This is a genomic window from Limnobacter sp. 130, from assembly GCF_902506325.1.
In the GTDB taxonomy this organism is placed as follows: domain Bacteria; phylum Pseudomonadota; class Gammaproteobacteria; order Burkholderiales; family Burkholderiaceae_B; genus Limnobacter.
This window is the reverse complement of the sequence record NZ_LR732328.1, coordinates 1,559,233-1,585,532: the sequence shown is the minus strand read 5'-3', so window position 1 is coordinate 1,585,532 and position 26,300 is coordinate 1,559,233. Positions and strand designations below refer to the sequence as shown.

General features: G+C 54.2%; 22 protein-coding genes. 13 read left to right on the top strand and 9 right to left on the bottom strand.

Annotation, left to right across the window (positions count from 1 at the left end):
* Positions 1-67: 67 nt before the first annotated feature.
* From FRIGORI9N_RS07540 to FRIGORI9N_RS07510, 7 genes are all read right to left on the bottom strand, one after another.
* Entirely contained in the window at positions 68-1,702 is a 1,635-nt protein-coding gene (locus tag FRIGORI9N_RS07540; protein ID WP_159569184.1) for a hypothetical protein, read from the bottom strand.
* A 270-nt stretch (positions 1,703-1,972) separates the two neighbouring features.
* The gene (locus tag FRIGORI9N_RS07535; protein WP_159569183.1) at positions 1,973-3,103 is read right to left on the bottom strand and encodes an acyl-CoA dehydrogenase family protein; all 1,131 of its coding nucleotides are present in this window, start codon (positions 3,101-3,103) and stop codon (positions 1,973-1,975) included.
* Between the two features lie 11 nt (positions 3,104-3,114).
* Entirely contained in the window at positions 3,115-5,103 is a 1,989-nt protein-coding gene (locus FRIGORI9N_RS07530; protein WP_159569182.1) for a biotin carboxylase N-terminal domain-containing protein, read from the bottom strand.
* Positions 5,096-6,259: an acyl-CoA dehydrogenase family protein gene (locus FRIGORI9N_RS07525; RefSeq protein WP_159569181.1), complete on the bottom strand. Its 1,164-nt coding sequence runs from the start codon at positions 6,257-6,259 to the stop codon at positions 5,096-5,098. The genes FRIGORI9N_RS07530 and FRIGORI9N_RS07525 overlap by 8 nt, the downstream gene beginning before the upstream one ends.
* 35 nt (positions 6,260-6,294) lie before the next feature.
* Positions 6,295-7,923, bottom strand: a complete 1,629-nt coding sequence (locus FRIGORI9N_RS07520; protein WP_159569180.1) for an acyl-CoA carboxylase subunit beta — start codon at positions 7,921-7,923, stop codon at positions 6,295-6,297.
* 96 nt (positions 7,924-8,019) lie between these two features.
* Complete coding sequence (locus FRIGORI9N_RS07515) at positions 8,020-8,928, bottom strand: SDR family oxidoreductase (RefSeq protein ID WP_201301426.1); 909 nt, start codon at positions 8,926-8,928, stop codon at positions 8,020-8,022.
* 120 nt (positions 8,929-9,048) lie between these two features.
* Entirely contained in the window at positions 9,049-9,678 is a 630-nt protein-coding gene (locus FRIGORI9N_RS07510; protein WP_159569179.1) for a hypothetical protein, read from the bottom strand.
* Between the two features lie 172 nt (positions 9,679-9,850).
* Here FRIGORI9N_RS07510 and FRIGORI9N_RS07505 point away from each other — a divergent pair, with 172 nt between their 5' ends.
* Positions 9,851-10,540 (top strand): SDR family NAD(P)-dependent oxidoreductase, encoded by a 690-nt coding sequence (locus tag FRIGORI9N_RS07505; RefSeq protein WP_159569178.1) that lies wholly within the window; start codon positions 9,851-9,853, stop codon positions 10,538-10,540.
* A gap of 7 nt (positions 10,541-10,547) precedes the next feature.
* Here the strand turns inward: FRIGORI9N_RS07505 and FRIGORI9N_RS07500 are convergent, their stop codons facing one another.
* Positions 10,548-11,165 (bottom strand): TetR family transcriptional regulator, encoded by a 618-nt coding sequence (locus FRIGORI9N_RS07500; RefSeq protein ID WP_159569177.1) that lies wholly within the window; start codon positions 11,163-11,165, stop codon positions 10,548-10,550.
* Positions 11,166-11,291: 126 nt separating this feature from the next.
* On the opposite strand from FRIGORI9N_RS07500, the gene FRIGORI9N_RS07495 reads away from it, so the two are divergent.
* From FRIGORI9N_RS07495 to FRIGORI9N_RS07440, 12 genes are all read left to right on the top strand, one after another.
* Entirely contained in the window at positions 11,292-12,560 is a 1,269-nt protein-coding gene (locus tag FRIGORI9N_RS07495) for an efflux RND transporter periplasmic adaptor subunit (protein WP_159569176.1), read from the top strand.
* 10 nt (positions 12,561-12,570) lie between these two features.
* Complete coding sequence (locus FRIGORI9N_RS07490; protein ID WP_159569175.1) at positions 12,571-15,735, top strand: efflux RND transporter permease subunit; 3,165 nt, start codon at positions 12,571-12,573, stop codon at positions 15,733-15,735.
* Positions 15,728-17,173 carry an efflux transporter outer membrane subunit gene (locus FRIGORI9N_RS07485; RefSeq protein WP_159569174.1) on the top strand — a complete coding sequence of 482 codons (1,446 nt, stop codon included), beginning with the start codon at positions 15,728-15,730 and terminating at the stop codon, positions 17,171-17,173. The genes FRIGORI9N_RS07490 and FRIGORI9N_RS07485 overlap by 8 nt, the downstream gene beginning before the upstream one ends.
* A gap of 146 nt (positions 17,174-17,319) precedes the next feature.
* Positions 17,320-17,655 carry a YegP family protein gene (locus FRIGORI9N_RS07480; RefSeq protein ID WP_159569173.1) on the top strand — a complete coding sequence of 112 codons (336 nt, stop codon included), beginning with the start codon at positions 17,320-17,322 and terminating at the stop codon, positions 17,653-17,655.
* Positions 17,656-17,803: 148 nt separating this feature from the next.
* Positions 17,804-18,769 (top strand): metal-dependent hydrolase, encoded by a 966-nt coding sequence (locus FRIGORI9N_RS07475; RefSeq protein WP_201301425.1) that lies wholly within the window; start codon positions 17,804-17,806, stop codon positions 18,767-18,769.
* Between the two features lie 15 nt (positions 18,770-18,784).
* Positions 18,785-20,977, top strand: a complete 2,193-nt coding sequence (locus FRIGORI9N_RS07470; protein ID WP_159569172.1) for an acetyl-CoA hydrolase/transferase C-terminal domain-containing protein — start codon at positions 18,785-18,787, stop codon at positions 20,975-20,977.
* A gap of 56 nt (positions 20,978-21,033) precedes the next feature.
* Positions 21,034-21,426 carry a hypothetical protein gene (locus FRIGORI9N_RS07465; protein ID WP_159569171.1) on the top strand — a complete coding sequence of 131 codons (393 nt, stop codon included), beginning with the start codon at positions 21,034-21,036 and terminating at the stop codon, positions 21,424-21,426.
* 63 nt (positions 21,427-21,489) lie between these two features.
* Positions 21,490-21,777, top strand: coding sequence for a hypothetical protein (locus FRIGORI9N_RS07460; RefSeq protein WP_159569170.1), 288 nt, complete (start codon positions 21,490-21,492; stop codon positions 21,775-21,777).
* Positions 21,774-23,198: a TolC family protein gene (locus tag FRIGORI9N_RS07455; RefSeq protein ID WP_371717151.1), complete on the top strand. Its 1,425-nt coding sequence runs from the start codon at positions 21,774-21,776 to the stop codon at positions 23,196-23,198. The genes FRIGORI9N_RS07460 and FRIGORI9N_RS07455 overlap by 4 nt, the downstream gene beginning before the upstream one ends.
* Before the next feature lie 17 nt (positions 23,199-23,215).
* Complete coding sequence (locus tag FRIGORI9N_RS07450; RefSeq protein ID WP_159569169.1) at positions 23,216-24,628, top strand: multicopper oxidase family protein; 1,413 nt, start codon at positions 23,216-23,218, stop codon at positions 24,626-24,628.
* A 27-nt stretch (positions 24,629-24,655) separates the two neighbouring features.
* Positions 24,656-25,150 carry a plastocyanin/azurin family copper-binding protein gene (locus FRIGORI9N_RS07445; RefSeq protein ID WP_159569168.1) on the top strand — a complete coding sequence of 165 codons (495 nt, stop codon included), beginning with the start codon at positions 24,656-24,658 and terminating at the stop codon, positions 25,148-25,150.
* 20 nt (positions 25,151-25,170) lie between these two features.
* Positions 25,171-25,533, top strand: coding sequence for a copper-binding protein (locus FRIGORI9N_RS07440; RefSeq protein ID WP_159569167.1), 363 nt, complete (start codon positions 25,171-25,173; stop codon positions 25,531-25,533).
* 2 nt (positions 25,534-25,535) lie between these two features.
* Here FRIGORI9N_RS07440 and FRIGORI9N_RS07435 read toward each other — a convergent pair whose 3' ends face one another.
* Entirely contained in the window at positions 25,536-26,300 is a 765-nt protein-coding gene (locus tag FRIGORI9N_RS07435; protein WP_159569166.1) for a histidine phosphatase family protein, read from the bottom strand.

The window sequence follows — 26,300 nt, the reverse complement described above, 5'->3', positions numbered from 1 at the left end:
AAGGCACCCCGAAGGGTGCCTTTTCACTTTGCGCGGGGGTCGGAGCCCCACGCAATACTACAAAAGCTTAAATGGGCAGGCTGTCTGTGGGCAGCGCGCTGGTTAGTGCATCCAGCGGGCTTGCGCCAGAGGAGATTGGCAGGCTGGACGGGTCGAGCAACGAAGTTACATCGTCCAGCGGTGTGCCTGTCGATGGGAAGCTTGGCAAGCTGCCACCTGCACCACCACCTGCTGCCAGGTCGGTCAATACGCTTGGATCGAGCAGCGAAGTAACCATGTCCAACGGAGTGCCGGTTTCGGGAATGCCACCACCACCGCCAGCCAAGGCGTCAGTTACTGGGCCGAGTACTGCGTCCAAAGGTGTTCCAGTGGGGCCGTCAGAACCGCCACCACCACCACCGCCAGCCAGGGCGTCACTTACTGGGCCGAGTACCGCGTCCAAAGGTGTTCCAGTGGGGCCGTCAGAACCGCCACCACCACCACCGCCAGCCAAGGCGTCAGTTACTGGGCCGAGTACTGCGTCCAAAGGTGTTCCAGTGGGGCCGTCTGAGCCACCACCACCGTCGCCGCCTGGCAGGGGCAAGCCGCCTGACAATGCGCCGATCAACGGGTCTGTTACTGGGGTCAGTGCGTCGAAAGCCTGGTTCAGACCATCGGCCAAGGGTTGGGAAACCATGGGCAGGGCATCAGTTGCTGTGGACAAGCCATCAAACAGGGGGGCCGCCGCGTCAAAACCTTGGGTCAAACCGTCGTTCAAGGGGGACAGAATTGGGTCGAGTTGACCAACCACTTGCGCCAAACCGTCGGCCAGTTGGGGAGTCACCATGCTCAAGCCACCACCCAGTTGCTCTGCAACCACGCGCAGGTTCACTGGCAGTGTGTCTGCGGCAGCAGTCACCAATCCATCTTCGTTGCCGGCAATCACGTCTACCAACGGTGACAGCGCTGTTTCAACCGCTTCGGTCACAGGGGTAAGGTTTTGGTCCAGTGAATCAGTTACGGGCTCAAGACCGGTGAGTGCGCCGCTCAAGGTGTTGTTGACTGGGGTCAGCGCGGGTTCGAGTGCGTCAGTGATTGGCGCTGTTTCATCCAGCACGGGGTCGAGTGCTTCGGTAACCGGTTCAAGGGCACCTACAGGCGCATCAACAACGGTTGTCACTGGTGAAAGTGCATCTAGCGTTTGTTCCAGAGCAGGGGAAGCGGGGCCTGCAGCATCGGTAACAGGCTCGAGTGTGCCTGCGGTTGCTTCGCCAGATCCGCCACCTGTGGAGCCGCCACCTGCGCCGCCGTCGCTGTCATCACTGCCCAGCACGAATGCGGCACCTGCTGCTGCGGCCAATGGGCCAGCCAAACCGCCAGCTGCCAAACCTGCACCAAACAAGCCAAACATGCCGCCTGCGCCGGTGACTGCAACTGTTTCGCCTTCAGTCAACAATTCGAATTCGCCTTCTGCGACTTCAAATTCTGCACCAGCCTCACCTTCTTTCAATGTGGCTACTGCATTGGATTGCAAAATACCTTCGGTGGCTGTTTGACCATCTGCACCGGGAAACTCGATGTAAGCCGAGCCTTCTGCACTGGTGGTAACGGTGTCGCCAGCAGAAATAATGTCGCCTTCTTTGAGAAGGACTTGTTCTCCGTCGGGACGGGTTACAGAAACCTCTCCCAACACGCTTTTGATAACTCCAGTGATATTAGCCACAGTGCATTCTCCGACAATGGTGTGTTCATTTAAAAGTTCGGCAAAAGTTTCGCCTTGTGAGAGTTTTACTGGCGTCAATCAGGAAATGGATGCGAATATTGCTTAATAATTAACAATGTTTTACATTGTGTGTAAGTTTTATACTTACAAGTTCTGATTTGCCGCATGTAAAGAACGCCTCGGGGGAAGCCGATCGAACCTAATTTTTTTTAGTTCAGTCGGGTAGTGTAACTCTTTTGGGGGGTGCCTGAGGACACCCAAAATTGGTTCTCACCAGGCCAATTGCCGAATGGCCAACTCTTTCATGATTTCCTCGGCACCACCGCCAATGCACATTACCTTGACTTCCCGGTAAATTCGCTCGGTAGAGCTGCCCCGCATGAAACCCATGCCCCCCAAAATTTGTACGGCCTCGTTGGCACAATGCTGCAGGGTTTGTGTGGCCTGGTTTTTCAGCAAACAAATGTCTGCGACCAGTTCTTCGTTGATGTCGCCCCGGTCGATGCGCGAAATGGTTTCGTCAAACCAGGCTTCGGTGGCGCGAATCTTCATGCGCATGTCGGCCAGTTTGTGAGCAATCACCTGGTGGTCCATCAGGCGTTTGCCGAATGTTTGGCGATTTTGGGCCCAATCCAGCGCTTCGTTCAGGCACACCTTGGAGAACCCGATGCAAGCACCTGCCAACATGAGGCGTTCGGTGTTGAAGTTTTCCATGATGATGCGAAAACCTTTGCCCTCTTTGCCCACCAAATAGCTTGCGGGTACTTCCACATTGTCGAAATAGATACTGGCGGTGTCGCTCATCCACCAGCCGGTTTTCTTCAACAGACTGCGGGTGAGGCCTTTGGCATTGCCGGGCACCATCAGCACTGAAATACCGCGTGCACCAGGTTCACCGGTGCGCACTGCCACGGTGAGCCAGTCTGCACGCACGCCACTGGTGATGAATACTTTTTCACCGTTGATGCGGTAGTGGGGTAAGCCGTCTTTTTGAAACAGCTCGGCTTTGGTTTTCAGATTGGCCACATCGGACCCACCCGAGGGTTCGGTAATGGCCAAGGCACTGATGGCTTCGCCTTTCAATACAGCAGGCGCGATCATTTGTACCAGTTCTTCACTGCCATGGTTCAACAATGGAGGCAAACCGATGTTGTGACTGAACAGACCTGCCAGCAAGCCGCCACTGCCGGCGGAACACACCAGGTTGGACAGCTTCAGGCGATCCGCCAGTGTGCACTCAAACCCTCCCACTTCTTCCGGGTAGCCCAAACCAAGCAAGCCAAGTTCACCGGCTTGTCGGTAAAGTTCGCGCGGAAACTCACCCGCTTCATCCCAATCGTTGATATTGGGTTTGATTTGTTCATTCACAAATCGCTCGACGGAGCGGAAAAAATCGTCCATGGAGGGTGTCCTTATTGGGTAGGCTTGAGTTGAACCATGATCTGTTTCAATTTCATTTGATCGCCCACATTTACATGTACCGCCTCGACCACCGCTGCTGATTTCGCTGTAATGCGGTGTTCCATTTTCATGGCTTCCAGACACACCAACACTGTGCCAGCTTCAACCTGTTGGCCGGGCTGAACCAGTACTTGTGTAATTTTGCCGTTCATGGGGCTGGTGATGTTGGGCTGAAATACCCCCTCACCCAGGGCAGAGGCGCTGAGCAAGCTTTCATCTTCAATGAATGCGGCCTGTGGGTTGAGCCACCGCTGAACCCAAATACCATTGCCGTTCAAGGCAACAAGATATTGGGCTGAAGTGCCATTGATTGTGGATTGAATTTTGTGAACATTCTGGCCTGTGACCGCGGGCTGCCAGTTGGCGAGAAGCAAGGGTGTATCACCGAGCCCGTCCACTGTGTAGTCATTACTGATTTTGTTGACTTTGATCTGGTGTGTGTTGCCATTCACCTTTAATTTTAGTGGTCGTGGCAATGCGCGTGTGCTTGAAAACCCACTGAGTGCACTGGGCCAGGCAGCCTGAGTCGTGTTTTGTTGATGTGCCAGAAAAACAGCGGCCACTGCGCATTCCAGTATTTTGGTTTGGGCTTGAAGCAGTGCCTCGGCGTGTTCAGCCAAAAAGCCTGTACCAAACTCACCGCCCTGAAACACGGGGTGGCTGGCAATGCGCTGCAGGTAAAGCGCGTTGTGCTCGAAGCCAACGAGCACGGTCCGGTTCAGTGCATCAGCCAGTTTTTCACAGGCGGCCAAGCGATTGTCGGCATGCACAATGACTTTGGCCAGCAAACTGTCGTACCAGGGGCTGACCTCGCCACCCATTTGCAGTGCATGGTCGCAGCGGCTGTGTGGGTCTGCTTGCCAGGCCAGTACTGGCCCGGTTTGTGGCATGAAGTCGCGTGCCGGATCTTCTGCACACAAGCGACCTTGAATGGCATGACCGTTGAATCGAATGTGTTCCTGTTGCAGGGTGAGCTGTTCGCCGGAGGCAATGCGCAACTGCCACTGCACCAAATCAATCCCCGTGATTGCTTCGGTGACGCCGTGCTCAACCTGCAGGCGGGTGTTCATTTCGATGAAGTAGAAGTCACCTTGGGTGTCGAGCAAAAACTCCACGGTGCCCGCACCGACGTAATTTGTGGCATGCACCAGCTTCAGTGCGGCTTCGCCCATGCGTGCGCGAAGTTCGCTGTTCACTGCGGGGCTGGGCGCTTCTTCTACAATTTTTTGGTGGCGGCGTTGTACGGAACAATCGCGTTCGCCGAGGTGCACGGCGTGGCCGTGTGTATCGGCCAGCACCTGAATTTCAATGTGGCGCGGGTTGATGATGGCTTTTTCAAGCATGACCCGGTCGTCGTTGAAAGCGTTTTTCGCTTCAAGCTGTGCGGAGTGCAGTTGCGATGCAAACTCGGATTCATTCAGTACCAGGCGCATGCCACGCCCACCACCGCCAGCGAGTGCTTTGATCATGACCGGGTAGCCAATGCGCTGGGCTGCAGCCATTAAATCGGCAACGCTTGCGTTGGGTTCGCTGAAACCGGGTATGCAGGGCAGGCCCGCCTGTTGTGCGATTTCTTTGGCACAGGCTTTGTCAGCCATGTCGGCAATGGCTTGGGGGGTGGGGCCAACCAGGGTAATGCCAGCCTCGGCGCAGGCCTGTGCGAAAGCCGGGCTTTCAGACACAAAACCGTAACCAGGGTGTATGGCATCTGCCCCGGCTTTCAGGGCAGTTTCAATCAGCTTGTCGATTCGCAAATACGATTCAAGCGACGGTGCGGGGCCTATGCAGTAGGCCTCGTCCGCTTCTTGCACGTGCAGCGCTTGGGCATCGGCCTCGGAATACACCGCCACCGTTGCAATGCCCAAGGGTTGAGCGGCGCGCAAAATTCTGCGCGCAATTTCATTGCGGTTTGCAATCAGCAGTTTTTTGATTCTAGGCATTCTTTTTCTTGCCCGGCAAAATACCCATGAACTTGCAGATAATGCTCAACATCACTTCGTCTGCACCGCCGCCAATGGAAATCAGGCGACCGTCGCGATACAACTGCGATGCCGGGTTTTCCCAAGTGAAGCCCATACCGCCCCAGAATTGCAGGCATTTGTCGGCCACTTCGCGCACCAAGCGGCCGCTTTTGAGTTTGCACATGCTGGCCAGTTCAGTGACTTCGCCACCTGCTACATATTCTTCAGTGGCTTGCCACACCAAAGCGCGCAGGGCTTCAATTTCGGTTTTCAATTCAGCCAGTGTGAAGTGCACCACTTGTTGGTCCAACACAGTGCTGCCAAACAGGTTGCGTTGGCGGGTGTAATTAATGGTTTCATTCACCACATGCATCATGCCTTCAATGCTGTTGGCCGCGCCCCAAAGGCGCTCTTCCTGAAACTGGATCATTTGGTACATGAAGCCCGCACCTTCCATGCCGATCAGGTTGCGTTGGGGTACGCGCACGTTGTCGAAGTGGATCAGGCCGGTGTCGGAAGCCCACATACCAATTTTGTGAATCTTCTTTTCGATCGTAATGCCGGGTGTTTTCATCGGCACGATGATCAAGGATTTATTCTGGTGCGGTTTGCCGTCGCTGGTGTTGGCCAGCAAGCAAATCCAGTCGGCTTGCAAGCTGTTGGTGATCCACATTTTGCTGCCATTGATGACGTAGTCGCTGCCGTCTTTTTTGGCGATGGTTTTTACACCGGCAACATCGGACCCAGCGCCGGGTTCGGACACGCCAATACACGCCACCATGTCGCCCGCAACGGCAGGAGCCAGAAATTCACGGCGCAGTTCGTCGCTGCCGAACCGTGCCAAAGCGGGCGTGGCCATGTCGGTTTGAACGCCGATTGCCATGGGTATGCCGCCACAATGAATTTTTCCCAAAGCTTGCGCCGCCACCACGGAATAGCTGTAGTCCAAACCCATGCCGCCAAACTCTTCTGGTTTGGTCAGGCCAAGCAAGCCAAGATTACCCATCTTTTTGAACAGTTCGTGGGCGGGAAACATTTGTTCCTGTTCCCAGGTGGCCACGTGTGGATTGATCTCTTTTTCCACAAATCGTTCGATGGTGCGTTGTAGTTCTTTGTGTTCCTGGCTTAGTCTCACTGCACTTCCTCCTCGTTATTGGGTACTGATACGCATTAGGGGCGGGCCACGCCAAATTGCATGGGCTGCACACTGCGCTCTTGTTGCAGGCAGGTGATTAGCGCGAGCGCCAATACCTGCCGGGTGTCTCTGGGATCGATCACGCCGTCATCCAGCAGCAGGCCGCTGGTGTGAAATGCGCTGGTTTGCGACTCAAACGTGTCGATGATCTGTTTCTTCATGTTTTCAAGCATGAATTCGGGTACTTCAATGCCTTTGCGGGCTGCGCTGGCCTGCATCACAGTGGCCATGGTGCCCGCTGCCTGCTCGGCACCCATAACTGCTGTTTTGCTGTTGGGCCAGGCAAACACAAAGCGTGGGCCAAATGCGCGACCACACATGCCATAGTTGCCGGCACCAAAACTGGCGCCACACAGCAAGGTGATTTGCGGAACGGTGGCGTTGCTCACTGCCTGAATCATTTTTGAGCCGTGCTTGATGATGCCGCCCTGCTCGGCTTCCTTGCCCACCATGTAACCCGTGGTGTTTTGAAGGTAGATGATTGGCGTTTTGGTTTGGCAGCAGCTTTGAATGAAGTGTGTGGCTTTGGTGGCACCTGCGGTGTCGATTGGGCCCAGGTTGCTGATGATGCCGATTGAAACACCCAAGAGTTTGGCGTATCCGCACAGGGTGGCTGAACCGTAATTGGCTTTGAATTCCAGAAAATCGGAGTCGTCCACGATGCGTGCAATGACCTCACGCATGTCAACCGGGGTTTTGATGTCGGCAGGCATGACGCCCAGCAATTCTTCCGCGGGATAGCGTGGGGCAGGTGCATTGGAATTCAATGCGGGTAATACCTGCCGGTTGCTGTTGTTCCAGTCGATTTTGGCCATCACTTCGCGGGCGAGAGCAATGGCGTGGCGGTCGTCATCGGCGATGTAGTCACCAAGGCCTGAGATGGAACAGTGCATGTCTGCACCGCCCAATTCTTCATCGGTGGCAATTTCACCAGTGGCGGCCTTCAACAAAGGGGGGCCAGCGAGAAAGGCGCGGGCGCGTTCTCGCACCATAATCACCACGTCGCTTAAACCGGGAATGTAAGCACCACCTGCTGTGGATGAGCCGTGCAGCACGTTGACCACAGGCAAACCCGCAGCACTCAATTTGGCCAAACGGTAGAAGTTGCCGCCGCCCAGAATAAAATGCTCGACCTTGTACTTCAGCAGGTTGGCCCCGGCGGATTCGCCCAAATTAATAAAAGGCAGTTTGTTTTCCAGCGCAATGTCTTGGGCCCTTTGCATTTTCTCAATGCCCATGGCTTGGAGCGCGCCTGCCTCAATGCCGGAATCGCTGGCCACGACCATGCACAGGGTATTGGCCACATAGCCCAAGCCGGCAATGATGCCGCCGCCTGGAATGCTTTTCTCGGCTTTTTGGCCGTCTTGCATATACCCAGCCAGTGTGCTGAGTTCCAGAAAAGGGGAGCCTGAATCGAGCAGCAATGCCACCCGGTCACGCGGCAGCAGTTGCCCCCGCTTGGCAAACGAGGGAGCCGCTTTGGCCGATGCGTCGCGGGTGCGTTGTTCCAATGCCCGAAGTTCATTCAGGGCCGTTTCCATGTTGGCTTTGTTGAGTTCAAACTCGGCCGAGTTTGTGGCAACGGCGGTCTCTAAAATTGGCATTGAATTCTGTGCTCTTGGTGTAATTAAAAAATCAAACGTTTGTTTGATTTTGAGGGTGAGGCTTGGGTGTGTCAAGCCTTATGCATGAACTGCGGCTTATTTCTTTTGTTGGGCTGCGCGTGCCGCATCGCGACGTTGGATCACCTCGGGTACGCCACCCAGATGGAAGCTGTTGAATGCCGGGTTGGGTTTGCCTGTGCCAACTTGCCAGATACGGCGGGCGTTGGGGGCTGCGCCGTCAATTCGAATGCAGGAACCGGAAATGAAAGAGGCTGCCGGGCTGCACAAGAAGACCAGTGCGCCAGACACTTCCGCTTCAAGACCCAAGCGGTGTAGCGGAATGGTTTTGTCCAGTTGCATGATGGTTTGCTTCATGGGTTCGGGGTAAGTGTCCATGCCGCTGGAGGCAATGAAGCCCGGGGCAACAGCATTGACCCGCACGGGGGCCCATTCATTGGATGCGGTCTCGGAGAAGTTCAACATTCCCGCGCGTGCGGCGCCGGAGTGGCCCATGCCTGGCATGCCGTTCCACATGTCGGCAATGATGTTGGTGATCGACAGGTCGGTTTCACCGAGGTGCAACATCATGTACTGGTTGAACACTTCGCGGGCCATGAGAAAACCGCCTGTGAGGTTGTTGCGCACCACGGTTTCGAAGCCTTTGCCGCTGATCATGTTCAAGGGCGATGGAAATTGCCCGCCAGCGTTGTTGATCAGGTGGTTGATTTTGCCGTGAATTGCCAACACCTCCGTCACGGTTTCTTTCACGCGTTCTTCTTCGCGAATGTCGCAACTGTGCAGGGAAATTTTCACAGAACAGGTTTGCTCGATTTCCGCTTTCACGGTTTCCAGCTTTTCCATTTTTCGACCAACCAAGGCGAGGTCGGCACCCAAGCTGGCCAGCTCGTGTGCGGTGCAGCGACCAATGCCCGAGCCGCCACCTGTGACCAGCACCGTTTGTCCTGCAAAAAGGTTGGGGCGAAAAACGGATTGGAAGCTGTTCAAGAGGGTCACCTGTGAATTGTGCTTGTTAATTATTCAAACGATCGTTTGAATTTAAACATGCTTTTTGAATGTGTGCTTGATTACAAGCCAATTCACAGAAGTTTTTTTGTATTGCGATGTTTATCGGCTACCCGCATCCGCCAAACGAATGTTCTCAGTTTTACTAAACATTTGGTCTGCAAACGCAATGGTGGGGGCATTCAGTGCGCGTGAGCTGTCGTGTTCGGGGTCGCGGTTGGAAAAGTCTGTGCGAATCGATTTCACACGCTTGTACACCACGTCAAAGTACTCTGGCATGACTTTTTGAACATAAGCCAGGCCGACCAGGTCGGCCAGCGTTTCTTCAAAATGCACATTGTTCTTGAATTGAATGCCCAAATGGTCTTGAAGTGCTTTCTTGGTGGTGGCCCGTTTGCCTTTCTCGGACATCAAGCAATGGGTCAATTCATGCGCAGAGGTGAATGCGAGAAACGCGGGTTCTGCGCCTTCATGGCCTGAGTCAAGGAAGTGTGACCACACCCGCTTGGCGTCGGCATGTTGGTTCACATGAAGCACGCAGGCCTTGATACCGCTGTTGGTGAGAAACGGGGAGGGGTTGTTCATGGTGCTTTCGCGAACATGAATGCGATCGGTGTCAATGGCGTAGACCTGTGCAAACTGCTCGATTTCCACCTTCATGGCCGCCGTGTCGGGCAGGGTTGCCTGGGGCGTGAACAAGCTCACCAAGCCAAAAAATAAACCGTTCCACATAACATGCTCCAAAAATTCCGGTGATGTCTTGTGAACGGCAGGTATTGATTGCTTCAACATTGCACCAATGCGTTGCCCTTAAAGGGGGTATTCAAAGGGGGTGGGGGCGTGAAACGGCTGTGCTCGTGTCAAAATGCAGGCAGTCAACTATTTAACGCAGGGGTCGATTTTCATGAGCAACAGCAATCCAGTGGCGATCATTACAGGCGCAGCGGGCAATTTGGGACAGGCCGTTGCCACCCATTTGGGCAGTTTGGGTTACCGACTGCTGTTGATCGATTTGCACCAACCCGAGTGGGAAGGCGAAAGCGATGCGGTGTCGATTGGCAATGTGGATTTGACTCAGCCCGAGCATGCACAGGAAGTGGTGAATCAGGCTTGGGAGTACTTTGGCCAGATCGACGCAGTGGTGAATATTGCAGGTGGTTTTGTGTGGGAAAAACAGGCGGACAGCAGTCTGGAGTCCTGGAATACCCAGTACGCCATGAACGTTCAAACCACGGTCAATATGTGCCAAGCCATATTGCCGCAGTTTCAGGGTCAGCAAAGTGGTGCGATTATTAACATTGGCGCAGCTGCCGCAGGCAAGGCAGCCGAGGGCATGGGCGCGTATGCAGCGGCGAAGTCAAGTGTGCTTCGGTTGACCGAGGCGCTGGCCGCAGAGAACAAACATTTGGGTATTCGGGCCAATGCGGTGTTGCCCAGTGTTCTGGACACGCCCGCCAATCGCGAGGCCATGCCAGATTCCGACCCTTCTGATTGGGTTCGCCCTGAATCCCTGGCGGGCGTAATTGCATTTTTGCTGTCAGACGCAGCCCGCGATATAAACGGCGCAGGTCTTCCGGTGACTGGCCGGGTGTAGTTGGGCTTTACTTTCGGCTGGCCAGGCCATTGAGGTAGTTGTCGATGGTGAATTCAGCTTGTTCCATCAAATCAAACAAATTCGGGCTGAGTACAAAATTGGCAAATAGCCCGTCAATCAAGGCATGTAAACCGATGGCAGCCTGACGGGCGTTGGTTTTTGTGGGCAATTCACCTTTGTCGATGGCGGCTTGAAAGTCTGTTTCAATGGTTTGAATACAACCTTGAATGGCTTCCAAATGCCTGTCTCGAATCGGCAACATGTCGTCGACCATTTCCGCTTTGTGCATCACGATGTCGAACACCCGTTGTGTACGTGGGTCTTCGGCCAGGGTGCGCACAACATGCATGGATCGCGTGCGCAGGTAAGCCAGCGGCTGCTGCTCTGGGTGCAGGTCAGGCGTGGCGATGAATTCATCCATTGGTAATATGACGCGCTGTAACATGGCATCAAACAGGTCGGCCTTGTTCTTGAAGTGCCAATAGATGGCCCCCCGCGTCAGGTCCGCAGCCTTGGCAATGTCGTTGAGCGTGGTCCTCGACACCCCTTTTTCCGAGAACACGGCCTCTGCTGTGTCCAGAATCAGGTTGCGGGTTTCCTGCGCTTCTTCCTTCGTTTTTCTCACCACAATCGTCTACGCCAAATTGAAAAAAATTATTTACATACACTCGTGTATGTATGTATTATCTGACTTCTCGGTCATTAAATCAACCCCGAAAAATTCCCACAAGGATAGTACAGGGCACACATCATGCACAGCAACTCATTGAATTCAAAGCAAACTCAAGCTTCCCCTTACAGCCGCGCATTTGCAGGAGCCACCCTTCTGCCTGCGCTGCTGGTGACTGTTCTGTCCAGCGCTTTGCTGCTGGGCTGCGGCCAGGGTGCCGATGCACAAGCGCCTGGTGGTCCCGGTGCCGGCCAGGCCGCACCTGTACCCGTTGTCGAGGTGAAAACCGAAGCACTCGAACTGACCTATGAATACCCTGCGCAAATTGCAGGCCTGCGCGAGGTTGAAATTCGCGCCCGCGTGGCGGGTATTATCGAACGCCGTCTGTTCGAGGAAGGTGGTCGCGTGAAGAAAGGGCAATCTTTGTACAGCCTGGACAACGCCCCTTACCAAACTGCACTGGCCCGTGCTTTGGCCGATGAAAATGCAGCCAAGGTTCGCGCAGCTCAGGCCGAGCGCGATTACAAACGTGTTTTGCCTTTGGCAGACAGCAAGGCTGTTTCCCAATCGGAACTGGACAATGCGCAATCCGCATTTGAAGTGGCCAAGGCCGATTTGCTGGTGGCCAGTGCTGCCGTGCGCACTGCGCGTTTGAATCTGGAATATGCGCGGGTTGAATCGCCCGTGAATGGATTTGCCAGTCGCTCGCAGTATTCCGAGGGCAGTTTTGTATCGGGTCCCTCCGAGTTGTTGACCACGGTAACCCAGATTGATCAGGTGTATGTGAATTTTGGTATTCCTGAAAAGGATCATGAGCAATTGCGCAAAGGCATTGCCAGCGGTGAGATCAGCCTGAGCAACGGCGATCTGGTGGTGGAAGTGCTGGGTGCCGATGGCAAGCCCATGGGCTTTAAGGCGAAGCTGGGCTTTCAGGATGTGCGTGTGAACCCGGCCACTGGCACCGTAGATGCGCGTGCGGTGCTGGCCAATCAGAAAGAAGTGCTGAGTCCGGGGCAGTTTGTGCGCGTGCGCGTCAGCGGCGCTGTGCAAAAAAATGCCGTGTTGTTGCCCCAGCGCGCCGTGCTTGAAAACCCGGCCGGCGGCAAGGTTGTGATGACTGTTAGTCCTGAAAACACAGTGGCTCCGCGTCCCGTGCAAGTTGCCCAGTGGAAGGGTGATCAATGGGTAATCACGGATGGTTTGGTTGCAGGCGACAAAGTGATCACCGACGGATTCATGAAAGCGCCCCCTGGTACACCCGTAAAACCCGTGATTGCAGGCGCCGATACGCAGCCTGCGCCTGCCGAGGCCGCTGCTGCAGCGCCAGCAGCCACTGAGCAGAAGCAATAAGGGGTAACACATGTTTTCAAAATTCTTTATCGACCGGCCTGTGTTTGCGGCCGTGTTGTCCATTTTTATCATTCTGGCGGGTTTGGCCGCCATGCGTGGTTTGCCGATTGCGCAGTACCCTGAAATTGCACCGCCCGTGGTGCAGGTGCGCGCTGTGTATCCTGGTGCCTCGGCCGAGGTAATTGCCAGTACTGTGGCTGCGCCCATTGAAAATGCCATCAATGGTGTTGAGAACATGATGTACATGAGTTCAACTTCGGCCAGCAGTGGCGTGGTTGAAATTGTGGTTACGTTCGAGATTGGTACAGACCCCGACCAGGCCGCACTGAACGTGAACAACCGGGTGAAGCAGGTTGAGAACATTTTGCCGCAGGAAGTGCGCAGGCAGGGTGTGACTGTGAACAAGGGTTCTTCGTCATTCCTGCAGGTGTTGGCGTTTTATTCTGAAGACGGCCGTTTCGACGACTTCTACACCTCGAACTACGTGACCTTGAACGTGCTCGACCGCATCAAGCGAATTCCCGGTACCACCAATGTGCAGATTTTTGGTGCGAAAGACTACGCGATGCGTATTTGGATCAAGCCTGATCGCATGGCCCAGTTGAAGCTGACAGCGGGCGACATTGCTGCCGCGTTGAATGAGCAGAACGCCCAGTTTGCCGCAGGCAAAGTGGGCCAGGCGCCCAACAACAATGGTCAGGAGCTGGTGTACACCATTACGGCGCAAGGTCGCCTGCAAGATGTTGAAGAATTTGAAAACGTCCTGATTCGGGTGAATGCCGACGGTTCTTCATTGCGTCTTAAAGACGTGGCCCGCGTTGAACTGGGCTCGAAAGACTACGACTTCACCGGTCGTATCAATGGCAAGCCAGCCACACTGGTGGGCGTGTTCTTGCAGCCAGGCGCCAATGCGCTGGAGGTAGCAAAAACCGTACAAGGCACGGTGGATGACATTGCAGCAGATTTCCCGGAGGGGCTGGATTATGCGGTGCCCTATGACACCACACGCTTTGTTGAGGTGTCGATTCGTGAGGTTGTAAAAACGCTGGTTGAAGCGATGATTCTGGTGTTCATCGTGGTGTATGTATTTCTGCAAAACTGGCGTGCCACATTGATTCCTATCATGGCAGTGCCGGTTTCTTTGCTGGGTGCCTTTGCTGGTTTGTATGTGCTGGGGTATTCGATCAACACGTTGACACTGTTTGGCATGGTGCTGGCCATTGGTATTGTGGTGGACGATGCCATTGTGGTGCTGGAGAACGTTGAGCGTATTATGCACGAGGAGGGTTTAAGCGCCCGCAAAGCCGCCATTAAGGCCATGCAGGAAGTAACCGGCCCGGTGGTTGCCATTGTGTTGGTGTTGTCGGCCGTGTTTATTCCAATTGGTTTTCTGGGTGGTTTGACCGGTGAGTTGTATCGTCAGTTTGCAATCACGATTTCTATCGCGGTGATTGTTTCCGGCGTGGTGGCGTTGACATTAACCCCCGCATTGTGTGTGTTGATGTTGAAGCATGAACACAAAAAGCCAGGCAGGTTTTTCACGGCATTCAACAATTGGTTTGCACGCGTAACCACCCGCTATGTGGGTGGTGTGAAGTTCATCAGCATGCGCCCAGCCATTGGTATCGGTCTGTTCTTGGTGATGCTGGTGGTGACTGCCGGTTTGTTCAGGGCCACACCGGGTTCACTGGTGCCCGATGAAGACCAAGGCTACTTTATTGCAGCGGTGTTTTTGCCCGATGGCGCAACCTTGCAGCGCACCGACAAAGTAGTGGCCGAAGTGGTGGATGCAGTGGCAGCCAACCCGGCCAATGAATATTCTGTGGCGTTTACCGGCTTCGACTTTTTGGGCGGTAGCTTCAAGAACAACGCCGCCACCATGTTCGTGACCCAGCGCCATTGGGATGAACGCGAGGCTGTGACCAAAGACCTGGTGGGTGAACTGTTCGGCCGCACAGCCGGTATTCAAGAAGGTTTGGTGCTGGCATTTGCACCACCGCCCATTTTCGGTTTGGGCAATGCCGGTGGCTTTGAGTTTTACATTCAAAACCGGGGTGAAGGCGGCTCGGCCGAATTGGCCAAGGTCATGAACGACTTTATTGCCAAAGCCAATGCAGATCCACGCCTTGCGGGTGTTCAAACCTTGTGGCGCCCGGGTACTCCGCAGCTTTATGTGGATGTGGATCGTGAACGTGCGCGCGCCATGGGTGTGAACATCAATGAGGTGTTTGATACTTTGTCTGCAAGCTTGGGGACTTACTATGTGAACGACTTCAACAAGTTTGGTCGCACCTGGCAGGTGCTGATGTCGGCCGATGCGCAATACCGCAAAAGCCCGACTGACATTGGCAATATGTACGTGCGTTCCAACAAAGGCGAGATGATCCCCATTTCGGCATTCGCCAAGGTGGAGTTTTCACAAGGCCCGGAAACTTTGGAGCGTTTCAACAATCTGCCTGCAGTGAAACTGTTGGGCAGTGGCGCACCAGGGATCAGCTCTGGCGAGGCCATTAAAGCCATTGAAGACATTGCAGCCGAAGTGTTGCCCGATGATTTCAGTTATGACTTTTCAGGCGCGTCCTTTCAGGAAAAGCGTTCAGCAGGATCATCGAGCTTCGCGTTGATTTTGGGTGCACTGATGGTGTTCCTGATTCTGGCTGCCCAGTATGAAAAGTGGACCTTGCCGTTTTCGGTGCTGTTGGCCATGCCTTTCGGCATATTCGGCGCGCTGCTGGCTGTGTGGATGCGCGACATGACCAACGATGTGTACTTCCAGATCGGCTTGGTGACCTTGTTGGGTCTGGCTGCGAAGAACGCAATTTTGATCGTCGAGTTTGCTGTGTTGAAACGTGAAGAAGGCATGAGCGCCCTTGATGCTTCTCTGGAAGCGGCCCGTTTGCGGTTCCGCCCAATCCTGATGACCTCGTTTGCGTTTATTCTAGGTGTGGTTCCGCTGGCGTTTTCCAGCGGCGCTGGTGCTGGCGCACGTACTGCGGTGGGTACCGGTGTCATGGGTGGCATGACCGCAGCTACCCTGCTGGCCATTTTCTTTGTGCCCCTGTTTTACCGTCTGATTGACAGAAGTGAGAAAGGTGGGCGACACCATGGTGATGAAGAGGAAGCAAATGATTCATCCAATCAATCTACAACGAACAAAGGGGGCGAGCATGTTTAAAACCCTTCCAAAAACAGCAATTGCCTTGGGTTTGACCCTGGCCTTGACCGGCTGTGCATCCAGCATTCCTTTGCTGGAAAAATTCACCGCCAAGCCCGAGCAGCCCGTTGAGGTTGTGGTGCCGGACAACGTCAAGGGCATCGGCATGAAGGATGTTCAAAACGAGGCGTGGTGGTCACTGTTGGGTGATTCCAGTTTGATTGCCGTGGTTGAGCAGGCCTTGAAGAACAACACCGATGTGCGCCTTGCCAATGAACGGTTGAATGAAGCGGGTGCGGTGCTTGGCATCGCCAAATCGCAGCAATGGCCTTCTATTTTTGGTCAGTTCACCAGTGGCCGCAACCGCCCTTCGCAGGCCGGTAACGTGCCTGTGTTTGGTGGTCAGAACGTGTATCAAAGCAATCAGATTGGCGTCGGTGCCAGTTGGGAACTGGACCTGTGGGGCCGAATTGGTGCGCTCGAAGACTCAGCACGTGCCAGTTTTATGCAGCAAGGCTACAACGTGCGTGGCGCTCGTTTAAGTGTTGCCGCAACCGCTGCTTCCTTGCACACCCAGGTGCGTGTACTACGCCTTCAGGTGAAAGTGCTGGAACAAACACTGGAAAGCCGCGATTCCGCCTACAAGCTGGCCAAGCAACGTTACGACGTGGGTTTGAGCAATGAGTTGCAATTGCGCCAAACGGAAGCGGAGTTGTTGGCGGTGCGTGCGCAGTTGCCCGATACCCGTGAGCAGTTGTCCCGAGCTGAAAACGCACTGGCGGTGATTGTGGGTGGAAACACCCCTGAATTGCCACCGTTGGGTGTCGACAACCTGAACTTGACTACCCTGTTCATTTTGCCGGAGAACACACCCTCCGAATTGCTGTTGCGCCGCCCCGACCTGGCTGCTGCTGAACAACAATTGCTGGCCGGTGAGGCCAATCTTGAAGCGGCACGCAAAGCCTTTTTTCCCACCATTGGTTTGAGTGCGTTCGGTGGTCGGGAAAGTGCTGATCTGAGCGATTTGTTCAGTGGCCCGGCTCGCATCTGGAGTTTTCAGTCACAGATCACGCAGCCTATTTTCCAGGCAGGTCGTTTGACGAATGAACGAGATGCGGCCATTGCTCGCCGCAATCAAACCGTGTTGCAATACGAAGCGAGTGTTCGAAGGGCATTCCAGGAAATTTACGACGCCATCGTGGCACAACGTGAAGCCCGCGAGCGGCTGCAAGCCCGTCAGGAGCAGGTTCAAACCCTGACCCAGGTGGTGCGTTTGGCGCAATTGCGCGTAGACAATGGCGTGGCCAATCAGCTTGAATTGCTGGACGCCCAGCGTAATTTGCTGAATGCACAGCTAAGCTGGGCCTCGGCCTGGCAAAGCCAGCAGGGTGCAACCCTGGCCATGATTCGCGCCTTGGGCGGTGGCTTTAATGCCGACCAAGTGGCCTTGAAGGAATAAGCTTTTAATTGAAGTTAATAGTCAAACGGCGACCGGGCAACTGGCCGCCGTTTTTGCTTTATGTATTGAACTTTCACCGGCCTGTGATATAACCAAATTGGGTTAACCCACAGCATTTACCAATAATTCATGCAAAGGAGTTGGAGATGGCAGGTTATTTTGATTTGAGCAAAAGCAGCGATGGTCAGTTCAGGTTTGTGTTGAAAGCAGGCAACCACGAAACCATTTTGACCAGCGAGCTGTACAAAACCAGAGCAGCGGCTGAGAACGGCATTGAATCAGTTCAGAAAAACTGTGGTGATGCCGCTCGTTACGAGAAAAAAGTGGCTGCCAACGGAAAGCATCATTTCAATTTGAAAGCTGCCAATCATCAGGTTATTGGTTCCAGCCAGATGTATGCCACAGAATCAGGCTGCGACAACGGCATTGAGTCTGTGAAAACCAATGGCAAGTCGACGACTGTGAAGGATTCCACAGCCTGACATAGAGTGAGAATCATGCAGCATTCACGCTGCATGATTTGCCGCACTGCGGTAGAGCAAATCCCCTATCGGTTCTGTAACTTCACGGTTATGATCAAACCATGACATCAAAGAATGTCATCCTAAACATAGCTGTTGGAGACCCACCATGACCGCCACAACCACTGCTGCACGAAAAAAAACCGCGCGTCCTGCGTCGAACACAGACACCGTACTGAAACAGCGCAATGTGAAGTTTGACTGGTCGGAAACGCCGATCGACTGGTTACCCAATGAGCCGTTCTCCAGCTATTTCATCAATGAAATCAACCTGATTTTGCCCGCTGGCGAGTTTTGGTTCTGCCGCCTTTACAACAAGGCGTTGCCTTTCGTGACGGATGAAAAATTGAAAGAGGATGTGCGTGGTTTTATCAAGCAAGAGGCCATGCATGCGCGCGGACACAGTTCTGCCACCGAGGAATATCTGGCTGCGCGGGGCATCAACACCGAACGCAACCAGCAATTGATGAAATGGTTGTTTGACGTGGTGCTGGATGACAAGCCATTCGGAAAGAAAGTACCTGCGCTTTTAGAGCGCCGTTGGATGCTGGCCCGTTTGGGATTGGTGGCAACCATTGAACACATGACTTGCGTTTTGGGCATGTACGCGCTGGAAAACAAAAAGTGGGACGAGATCAACGCAGACCAGGTGATGCTGGACCTGATTCGTTGGCATGGCGCCGAAGAAGTGGAGCATCGAAGTGTTGCCTTCGACCTGTACAAACACCTGGGTGGGGATTACTTGTCGCGTTATTACCTGGCCGCGATTGTGGTCCCCATGATTATTGGTTTGTGGGTGGATGGCGCAGCGAATATTGCCGGGCAAGATCCCCGTTTTGCGAAGAAAAAACCTGCGGTGTACAAACCCTGGATGTGGGTGGAGTGGTTCAAGGCCTCGCGCAGGCAATTGCTGCCCAACCCCCTGTGGCTGGTGTTGCAACAGCTGCCGTATTTCAGCCCGTGGTACGATCCTTCAAAAGAAGGTTCAACAGACATGGCCCAGGCTTATCTGGACCAATCCCCAGCGGCTTTGGCTGCGAGCGCGATTGCCGCAAACATGAAGGTGGCCGCATAAACTGAGCGAGAATTCATGCCAACACAGTGCACAACGAAGCCCTTGATTCTGGATCATATTGAGCAGTGTGTGGATGAAATCATCCAGCGCCTGGGCAAGGAAATTCGAGTTGGTTTGCCGCTGGGTTTGGGCAAACCGCCCGAATTGATCAATGCACTGTATCTGCGTGCCAAGGCCGACCCTTCAATCAACCTGACCATACTGACCGCGCTTTCGCTGGAAAAGCCGGTTGCTGGGTCTGCCGTAGAAGCAGCATTCCTGACACCTTTTGTTGAACGTGTGTGGGCTGATTGCCCCGACTTGTTGTATGCAGTCGATGCGACCAACAGCCAATTGCCCGCCAATGTGAAGGTGCAGGAGTTTTTCTTCAAACCGGGTAGCCGCATGAACAATTTGGCGGCTCAACAAAACTATGTGAGCACCAATTACACCACTGCAGCCCGGGATATTTTCAACATGGGTTGTAACCTGACCATGCAGGCTGTTTGCAAGCCCGGCGATGGCCCGGCCACGCATTACTCACTCAGTTGTAACCCCGACACATCCATTGAGCTGGTGCGCATGCTGCAGGCCAGTGGTCGCACACACCTGGTAGTGGGGGTTGTGAATCAACGTTTGCCCTTCATGGGGCACAGCGCAGTGGTTCCAGCCAATGTTTTCGATGTGGTGGTTGACCATTCGCGCTACTACACCACTTTGTTTTCTACACCCAAGTTGCCCGTTGACCTTGCCGATTATGCCTTGGGTTTTTACACCAGTGCACTGGTGAAAGACGGTGGCACCCTGCAAGTGGGCATTGGCGCTTTGGGTGATGCCGTAGTACATGCGCTGGCTTTGCGCCAAACGGACAATTCAAATTACTGCAACGTTTTGAATGCGCTGAACCGGCCCAATGCCAGCCAGGTATTTGCCGAGCAGATCGGCGGACACACGCCATTTGATGGCGGGCTTTATGGTGCCACTGAAATGTTTGTGGACGGCTTTTTGCATTTGATGCAAACCGGGGTTTTAAAACGCAAGGTATACGGGCACTGGGCATTGCAAAAGTTAATCAACCTGGGTCGCTGTAACCCGCAGCAACTTGAGCCCACCGTGCTGGATGATCTGGCCGAGATCGGAGTTCGGGAAATTTCTCCCGATGACTTCTCGGTATTGAAACAACATGGCCTGTTCAAGGAAGGCGTGTTGCATGAGGGGGTATGGCTGGTGCTGCCCAACGGTCAGCGTGTTCTGGCCAATTTCGCTGACAAGTCCACCCGGATCGCATTGCAGGCCAGTGGTCTTGGCCGCAGTTTGAAGCAGGGCATTGTGCTGCATGCAGGCTTCTTCTTGGGACCAGGCTCGATGTACTCCACATTAAGCAACATGCCCGAGACGGAACGTGATTCCATCCACATGCTGGGCGTGGAGCATGTGAACCAGCTCGACTTGAACCCCGTGCTGTATAGCGAACAACGCACACATGCCCGTTTTATCAATACCGGCATTATGGTGACTTTGGGTGGCGCCGTGGTGTCAGATGGCTTGGACGACGGGCGAGTGATCTCTGGTGTGGGGGGGCAGTACAACTTTGTCTCGATGGCCCACAAGTTGCCCACGGGTCGAAGTATTTTGATGATTCGTGCCGTACGGGAGAATGGGCAGGGCGATGCGCCAAGCAGCAACATTGTTTTCAGCTATGGACATTGCACCATACCGCGCCACCTGCGCGACATTGTTGTCACCGAATATGGCGTTGCCGATCTTCGGGGCAAGTCGGATTCTCAGGTGGCCAAGGCTTTGATCCACATCGCGGATGCGCGTTTTCAGGCGGACTTGCTGGCGCAAGCCAAAAAGGCCGGAAAAATTGAATCTGACTATGAAATTCCTGCTGAGTTTTTGAATAACACCCCCGGTGCGCTGAATTCTAGCTTGGGTCAGTTTGTCGGTTCAGGGGTATTGGCTCCTTTTCCGTTGGGAAGCGACTTCACGCCCGTGGAGTGGGCGCTGGCCAAAGCCTTGAAGCGAGTAAAGGCGCGTGCTGCGAGCACACCAAAATGGAAATTGGCCATGAAAGCTTTGCTTGCGGCCAACCCCCCTGCTTCAGCCCAGCCATTTCTTGAGCGCATGAATCTGCTGCAGCCCGACAGCATTGAAACAAAAGTGGTGCGTGCCCTGCTGCTTGAAGAATTGAAAGCGCAAGGTGAAATCAATGAGGCTTTGGGGTAGTTACTGCAACTTTCCCTAACTTGCCGAGTCTGACCGACAATGTTATGTTGCGACCTATGACAAAAGTGGTACGAACCTTTCTGATGTGGATGATGCTGTTTGCGTTGCCTGTTCAAGGCATGGCGCAGGCCAGCATGTTCGCCTGTCATTTGAAAGGCGATTCGACCACCAGTGGGGCTGAAATGATGCACCACGACGGCATGGACCACAGCATGCATTCAATGGGTTCAGGTGATCACACCGACCCGGATTCCTCCAAAAAACTAATGAAGTCGCTGCACGGTTGCTGCAATTGTGCGCCCACCTGCGCGGTGGTGTTGTTTGCACCGGTTCAAACCAGTTTCGCAGCGGTACAACAGGCTGCCCTACACCCAATTTCAGCGCCACAACTTCCCCATTCCGCCGACACGCGCCGAATAGACCGACCGCCCAAAACACTCGCCATTTGATTCGTGGGCATGCGTGGGATGAAAGCCCTGCATGCCTTGTGTATTGAATGATTGCGAGGATCTATGAAGTTCCAACCCTTATTCGTGCTGCCGCTGCTTGCCATGGCTTTGCCTGCGCATGCAGAAACTGCCGCACCACAGCTTGAATACCAGTCTGCGTTCGAGGCTTATCAGCCCTACAACGACCCTGAAATAAAAAATTGGCCGAATGCAAATCAATTGGTTGATGAAATTGGAGGCTGGCGCGTTTACGCCCGGGAGCCTTACGAAAAAACCGAAAACAGCAAACCCACAGAAACACAAGAACCTGCGAAGCACCAACACGGTCACCAACACGGGGGCGCAAAATGAACATGCCATTTGTGTTGAAAAAAACTGCTGCGGCCGCGGCTGTGTTGGTGCTGGCAGGTTGTGCAAGCGTGAATATCGATGAATCGGTGAGCCAAACCAATCAGGAATTGACCGGTTTCACCAATGGCAAATTGAGCCTTGTTCAAACCGATGAACAACGCCAGGCCATGGCGAGCAAAGCCAACGACATTCTGAAAGAGCCACTAAGCCAGCCAGCCGCCGTGGAGCTGATGTTGACCCACAGCCCCCAGTTTCAAACTGTACTGGCTGAAAACTGGGTGCAGGCTGCACAGGCTGCGCAAGGTGGCCGTATTCACAACCCGGTTTTTGCGTTTGAGCGACTTCGTTTTAACAGCGAACTGGAAATTGGCAGATTGCTGAGTTTTGGGCTGTTGGATTTGCTCAGTTTCCCGGCCCGCCAGGGCATTGCCCGTACTCAGGTTGATCGTGCGCAGTTGCAATTGACCAGCAGTGTGGTGGACCAGGTAACACAGGTACGCCAAGCCTGGGTGGATGCCGTGGCGGCCAAACAGGCACACAGCTACGCCCAACAGGTTTTTGAAAGCGCACAGACCAGCGCAGAGCTGGCTCGCCGCATGCAGGAAGTGGGCAATTTCACGCGCCTTCAGCGTGCCCGACAGCAAAGCTTTTACGCCGATGCAGCCGTGAACCTGGCTGCGACCCGACACAAAGCCACAGCAACCCGAGAAGCCTTGGTGCGCATGCTGGGCCTGAACACTGAACAAACCACACAACTGAAATTGCCAGATCGACTACCCGATTTGCCTGAAGCGCCCAAAGCCCCTGCTGAAGTGGCCAGGCACGCAGAAGATCGTTTGGATGTGCGCATGGCGAAACAGGGTTTTGATGCCAGTGCCAAGGCACAGGGCTTGGGCAATGTGGCCAGTTTTCTGGACCTTGAGGCGGGTGTGCGTTACGACACGGTGTTTGACAATGAAAGCGGTGAGCGCGGCAATGTCAAAGGTTACGAGTTGGAGCTTAGCCTGCCAATTTTTGACTGGGGTGGCATGAAACGCGATGCCATGAATGCCAACACACTGGCTGCGGCCAACCGGCTGGAGGCCACATTGCGGGGCGCGCAATCTACCCTGCGTGAAAGCTATTCTGCCTACCGCACTACCTACGACATTGCCCGCCATTATCGCGATGAAATCATTCCGTTGCGGCAAACCATCGCCGATGAAAATGTGCTGCGTTACAACGGCATGTTCATTGGTGTGTTCGAGCTGTTGGCAGACAGCCGTGATCAGGTGAACACGGTGGTTCAAGCCATCAATGCCCAAGCGGATTTTTGGCGAGCGGATGCCGCATTGCAAGCCACGGTCGTGGGCAAGCCCATGATGGTATCGGTCAGTGGCGCAGCAGCAAGTGCTGGCGGCGACGCTGGTGGTGGTCACTAAGTAAAAGGATTATAAACATGACTTCCAGACGAGAATTTTTTAAAGCCGCCGCCCTGACAGGTGGTGCAGTGGCTGCGGCCAGTGTCAGCAAGGTCGCCATGAGCGCTTTGCCTGAACCCATTTTGCAAACCTCACCCGACACCATGCCGCCCTTGGTGCCGAACACGGGCCGACCCTATAACCCGGTGGTCACCTTGAATGGTTGGACCTTGCCCTGGCGCATGAACAAGGGCGTGAAGGAATTTCACCTGGTGGCAGAGCCTGTGTTGCGGGAAATGGCACCGGGCATGACCGCGCATTTGTGGGGTTACAACGGCCAAAGCCCAGGCCCCACCATTGAAGTGGTGGAAGGCGATCGCGTGCGAATTTTTGTAACCAACAAGTTACCTGAGCACACCAGCATTCACTGGCATGGCCAGCGCCTGCCCAACGGCATGGACGGGGTAACAGGTTTGAACCAGCCCGGCATACCGGCAGGCAAAACTTTTGTCTATGAATTCGAGGCACGCAGGCCCGGTACCTTCATGTATCACCCGCATGCCGATGAAATGGTGCAAATGGCCATGGGCATGATGGGCTTTTGGGTGACTCACCCCAAAAACAAAAACCCGTTGATCAGCGAAGTGGATCGCGACTATTGCTTTTTGCTCAATGCCTACGACATTGATCCTGGCGCTTACACGCCGAAGATCATGACCATGCTCGACTTCAATTTGTGGACCTGGAACAGCCGCCTGTTTCCCGGCATTTCACCGCTGGTTGCGCGCAAAAATGACCGTGTACGACTACGCGTGGGTAATTTGACCATGACCAATCACCCCATTCACATTCATGGCCATGAGTTTGAAGTGACGGGCACCGATGGTGGCCCAACACCCAAGGGTAGCCGCTGGCCGGAAGTGACGGTGGATGTGGCCGTGGGCCAAATGCGGCAAATGGAATTCATTGCCAACGAGGAGGGCGACTGGGCATTTCACTGCCACAAAAGCCACCACACCATGAATGCCATGGGCCACGATGTGCCCACCATGATTGGCGTGGATCACCGGGGCATGACCAGGAAAATCACCAACCTGATTCCAGACTACATGGCCATGGGTGAGCGTGGCATGGCCGACATGGCAGAAATGCAAATGCCCCTGCCCGACAACACCATTCCCATGATGACCGGGGAGGGCCCTTTTGGCTCGGTGGAAATGGGCGGCATGTTCAGCATGCTGAAAGTGCGGAAGGACCAAAAGCCTGGTGACTATTCCGACCCCGGTTGGTACAAGCACCCAGAGGGCACAGTGGCGTACGAGTTCACTGGTGAATTGGCCCGGCCTGCGCGCAGCAGCAATGCGGGTACGCCCAGCATGAAGCTTGCGCAGAAGAATCAGCCGCACATTGAACTGCAAGTGCGCAAACCCACCGGTCATTCCGGCCATTGAGCGTGTAACGCAAGTAAAGGAATGTAAATGTCGAAGTTGCTGGGTGTCTTAATTGCGAGTGTTGCGTTATTTGCAGGTGTGCAGGGTATTGCCCAGGCCCACGGCGAGAAAAAGCATGGCAGCGCCCCGGTTGTGAAAGAACAGACAGACTGGGGTATTGCGGGCGATGCAAAATCCGCCAACAAAACTGTGGATATCAGCATGGGCGATGACATGCGTTTCAGCCCGGAAAAGCTGACAGTGAGGCAGGGCGAAACCATTCGTTTTGTGGTGCGCAACACGGGGACTTTGCTGCATGAATTTGTGATTGGCACCCAAGCCGAAAATACAAAACATGCAGAGTTGATGTTGAGGTTCCCTGGTATGGAACACGATGAGCCGTACATGGCCCATGTGGATCCAGGACAAACCGGGGAGATTGTTTGGACTTTTAACAGGGCGGGCACTTTTGAATTTGCCTGCCTGATCGCGGGCCATTTTCAGGCTGGCATGGTGGGCACAATTACTGTGATCGCCAACTAAATTTTTGAAGGAGCAATACCATGAACAACACAATCAAACTGAGTGCAATCACTTTGGCCTTGTTGGGCTCAAGCCTGGCTTATGCGGGCAACCATGCAGGTGGTCACAGCCACGACCATGGTGGTGCCAAAGAGGTGAAAGAAACCATGGCCGCCAACACTGAAATGGCCGATGGCGAAATTCGCAAGATCAACAAGAACACCGGCAAGATCACCGTGAAACACGGCGAAATCAAAAGTGTTGAAATGCCACCCATGACCATGGTGTTTGGTGTGGCCGACAAAGCCATGCTGGAAGGCCTGAAAGAAGGTGACAAAGTGAAGTTCAATGTGAAGCAGGAAGGCTCGAACTACACCGTGACCGAGATCAAGAAAGCCAACTAAACTCAGCGATAAGAGATCAGGCCATTGGGTTTGGCAGCGAATGCTTCCAGCCCGTTGGCCTGGTCTGCCAACACACCTGCAATTTCGCCTTCAAAGTGGGCTTGCTCGTTAAAACTTGCCAGGCTGATTCCCCGTTGCCCAAACAGTAGCTTGCTGACACTGCAATTGGTAATCATCCAGTTCAGGTTGAATGCGTTTGTATCTGGAAGTTGCAACAGGTTTTGCGCCACAGCCGTAATTGGCCCACCTGAAGTAAACACAATCACATTGGCCGAGGCCGTGCCTTGTTTCAATTGCGTGGCTTGCGCAGTCACTGCGCCCAAACCACTCATGACGCGGGTTTTAAACGCACGCCAGCTTTCCGGGTAATCGGCATCGTGTTCCCCGCTTACCCAGCGCGCAATGGCTTTCTCGAAAATTTGCTGAAAAGCCTTGCGGGGGTCGGTGTTTTGCATCACCTGTTTTTCAAACGCATCGGAATCGTCGTACTGCCCAATCAGTGCCTGCAAAATGGCTTCATGGTCATACTCATTGAGGCCTGCGTGTTGTATTGGTTCCTTGAACACGCCATAGGTGTTGGCAAAGGCCTGCGCCGTTTGTAAATGCCGGTTCATGCTGCCGCTGAAATAGCCATGCAGGTGAATTTTTCGCGCCCTGAACCAAGCGCCCAATTGTGCGGCTTGCAGTTGACCAAGCTCCGACAGTTGATCGTAATCTGCGCTGTCGAAGCTGGCTTGCCCGTGACGAACCAAGTAAATAGTACCCAT

Bases quoted from the DNA above. Each gene is read 5' to 3' on its own strand.
- FRIGORI9N_RS07535 (WP_159569183.1), bottom strand. From the start codon at position 3,103: ATGGACGATTTTTTCCGCTCCGTCGAGCGATTTGTGAATGAACAAATC.
- FRIGORI9N_RS07530 (WP_159569182.1), bottom strand. From the start codon at position 5,103: ATGCCTAGAATCAAAAAACTGCTGATTGCAAACCGCAATGAAATTGCG.
- FRIGORI9N_RS07520 (WP_159569180.1), bottom strand. From the start codon at position 7,923: ATGCCAATTTTAGAGACCGCCGTTGCCACAAACTCGGCCGAGTTTGAA.
- FRIGORI9N_RS07510 (WP_159569179.1), bottom strand. From the start codon at position 9,678: ATGTGGAACGGTTTATTTTTTGGCTTGGTGAGCTTGTTCACGCCCCAG.
- FRIGORI9N_RS07505 (WP_159569178.1), top strand. From the start codon at position 9,851: ATGAGCAACAGCAATCCAGTGGCGATCATTACAGGCGCAGCGGGCAAT.
- FRIGORI9N_RS07495 (WP_159569176.1), top strand. From the start codon at position 11,292: ATGCACAGCAACTCATTGAATTCAAAGCAAACTCAAGCTTCCCCTTAC.
- FRIGORI9N_RS07490 (WP_159569175.1), top strand. From the start codon at position 12,571: ATGTTTTCAAAATTCTTTATCGACCGGCCTGTGTTTGCGGCCGTGTTG.
- FRIGORI9N_RS07485 (WP_159569174.1), top strand. From the start codon at position 15,728: ATGTTTAAAACCCTTCCAAAAACAGCAATTGCCTTGGGTTTGACCCTG.
- FRIGORI9N_RS07480 (WP_159569173.1), top strand. From the start codon at position 17,320: ATGGCAGGTTATTTTGATTTGAGCAAAAGCAGCGATGGTCAGTTCAGG.
- FRIGORI9N_RS07475 (WP_201301425.1), top strand. From the start codon at position 17,804: ATGACCGCCACAACCACTGCTGCACGAAAAAAAACCGCGCGTCCTGCG.
- FRIGORI9N_RS07470 (WP_159569172.1), top strand. From the start codon at position 18,785: ATGCCAACACAGTGCACAACGAAGCCCTTGATTCTGGATCATATTGAG.
- FRIGORI9N_RS07465 (WP_159569171.1), top strand. From the start codon at position 21,034: ATGACAAAAGTGGTACGAACCTTTCTGATGTGGATGATGCTGTTTGCG.
- FRIGORI9N_RS07460 (WP_159569170.1), top strand. From the start codon at position 21,490: ATGAAGTTCCAACCCTTATTCGTGCTGCCGCTGCTTGCCATGGCTTTG.
- FRIGORI9N_RS07455 (WP_371717151.1), top strand. From the start codon at position 21,774: ATGAACATGCCATTTGTGTTGAAAAAAACTGCTGCGGCCGCGGCTGTG.
- FRIGORI9N_RS07450 (WP_159569169.1), top strand. From the start codon at position 23,216: ATGACTTCCAGACGAGAATTTTTTAAAGCCGCCGCCCTGACAGGTGGT.
- FRIGORI9N_RS07445 (WP_159569168.1), top strand. From the start codon at position 24,656: ATGTCGAAGTTGCTGGGTGTCTTAATTGCGAGTGTTGCGTTATTTGCA.
- FRIGORI9N_RS07440 (WP_159569167.1), top strand. From the start codon at position 25,171: ATGAACAACACAATCAAACTGAGTGCAATCACTTTGGCCTTGTTGGGC.
- FRIGORI9N_RS07435 (WP_159569166.1), bottom strand. From the start codon at position 26,300: ATGGGTACTATTTACTTGGTTCGTCACGGGCAAGCCAGCTTCGACAGC.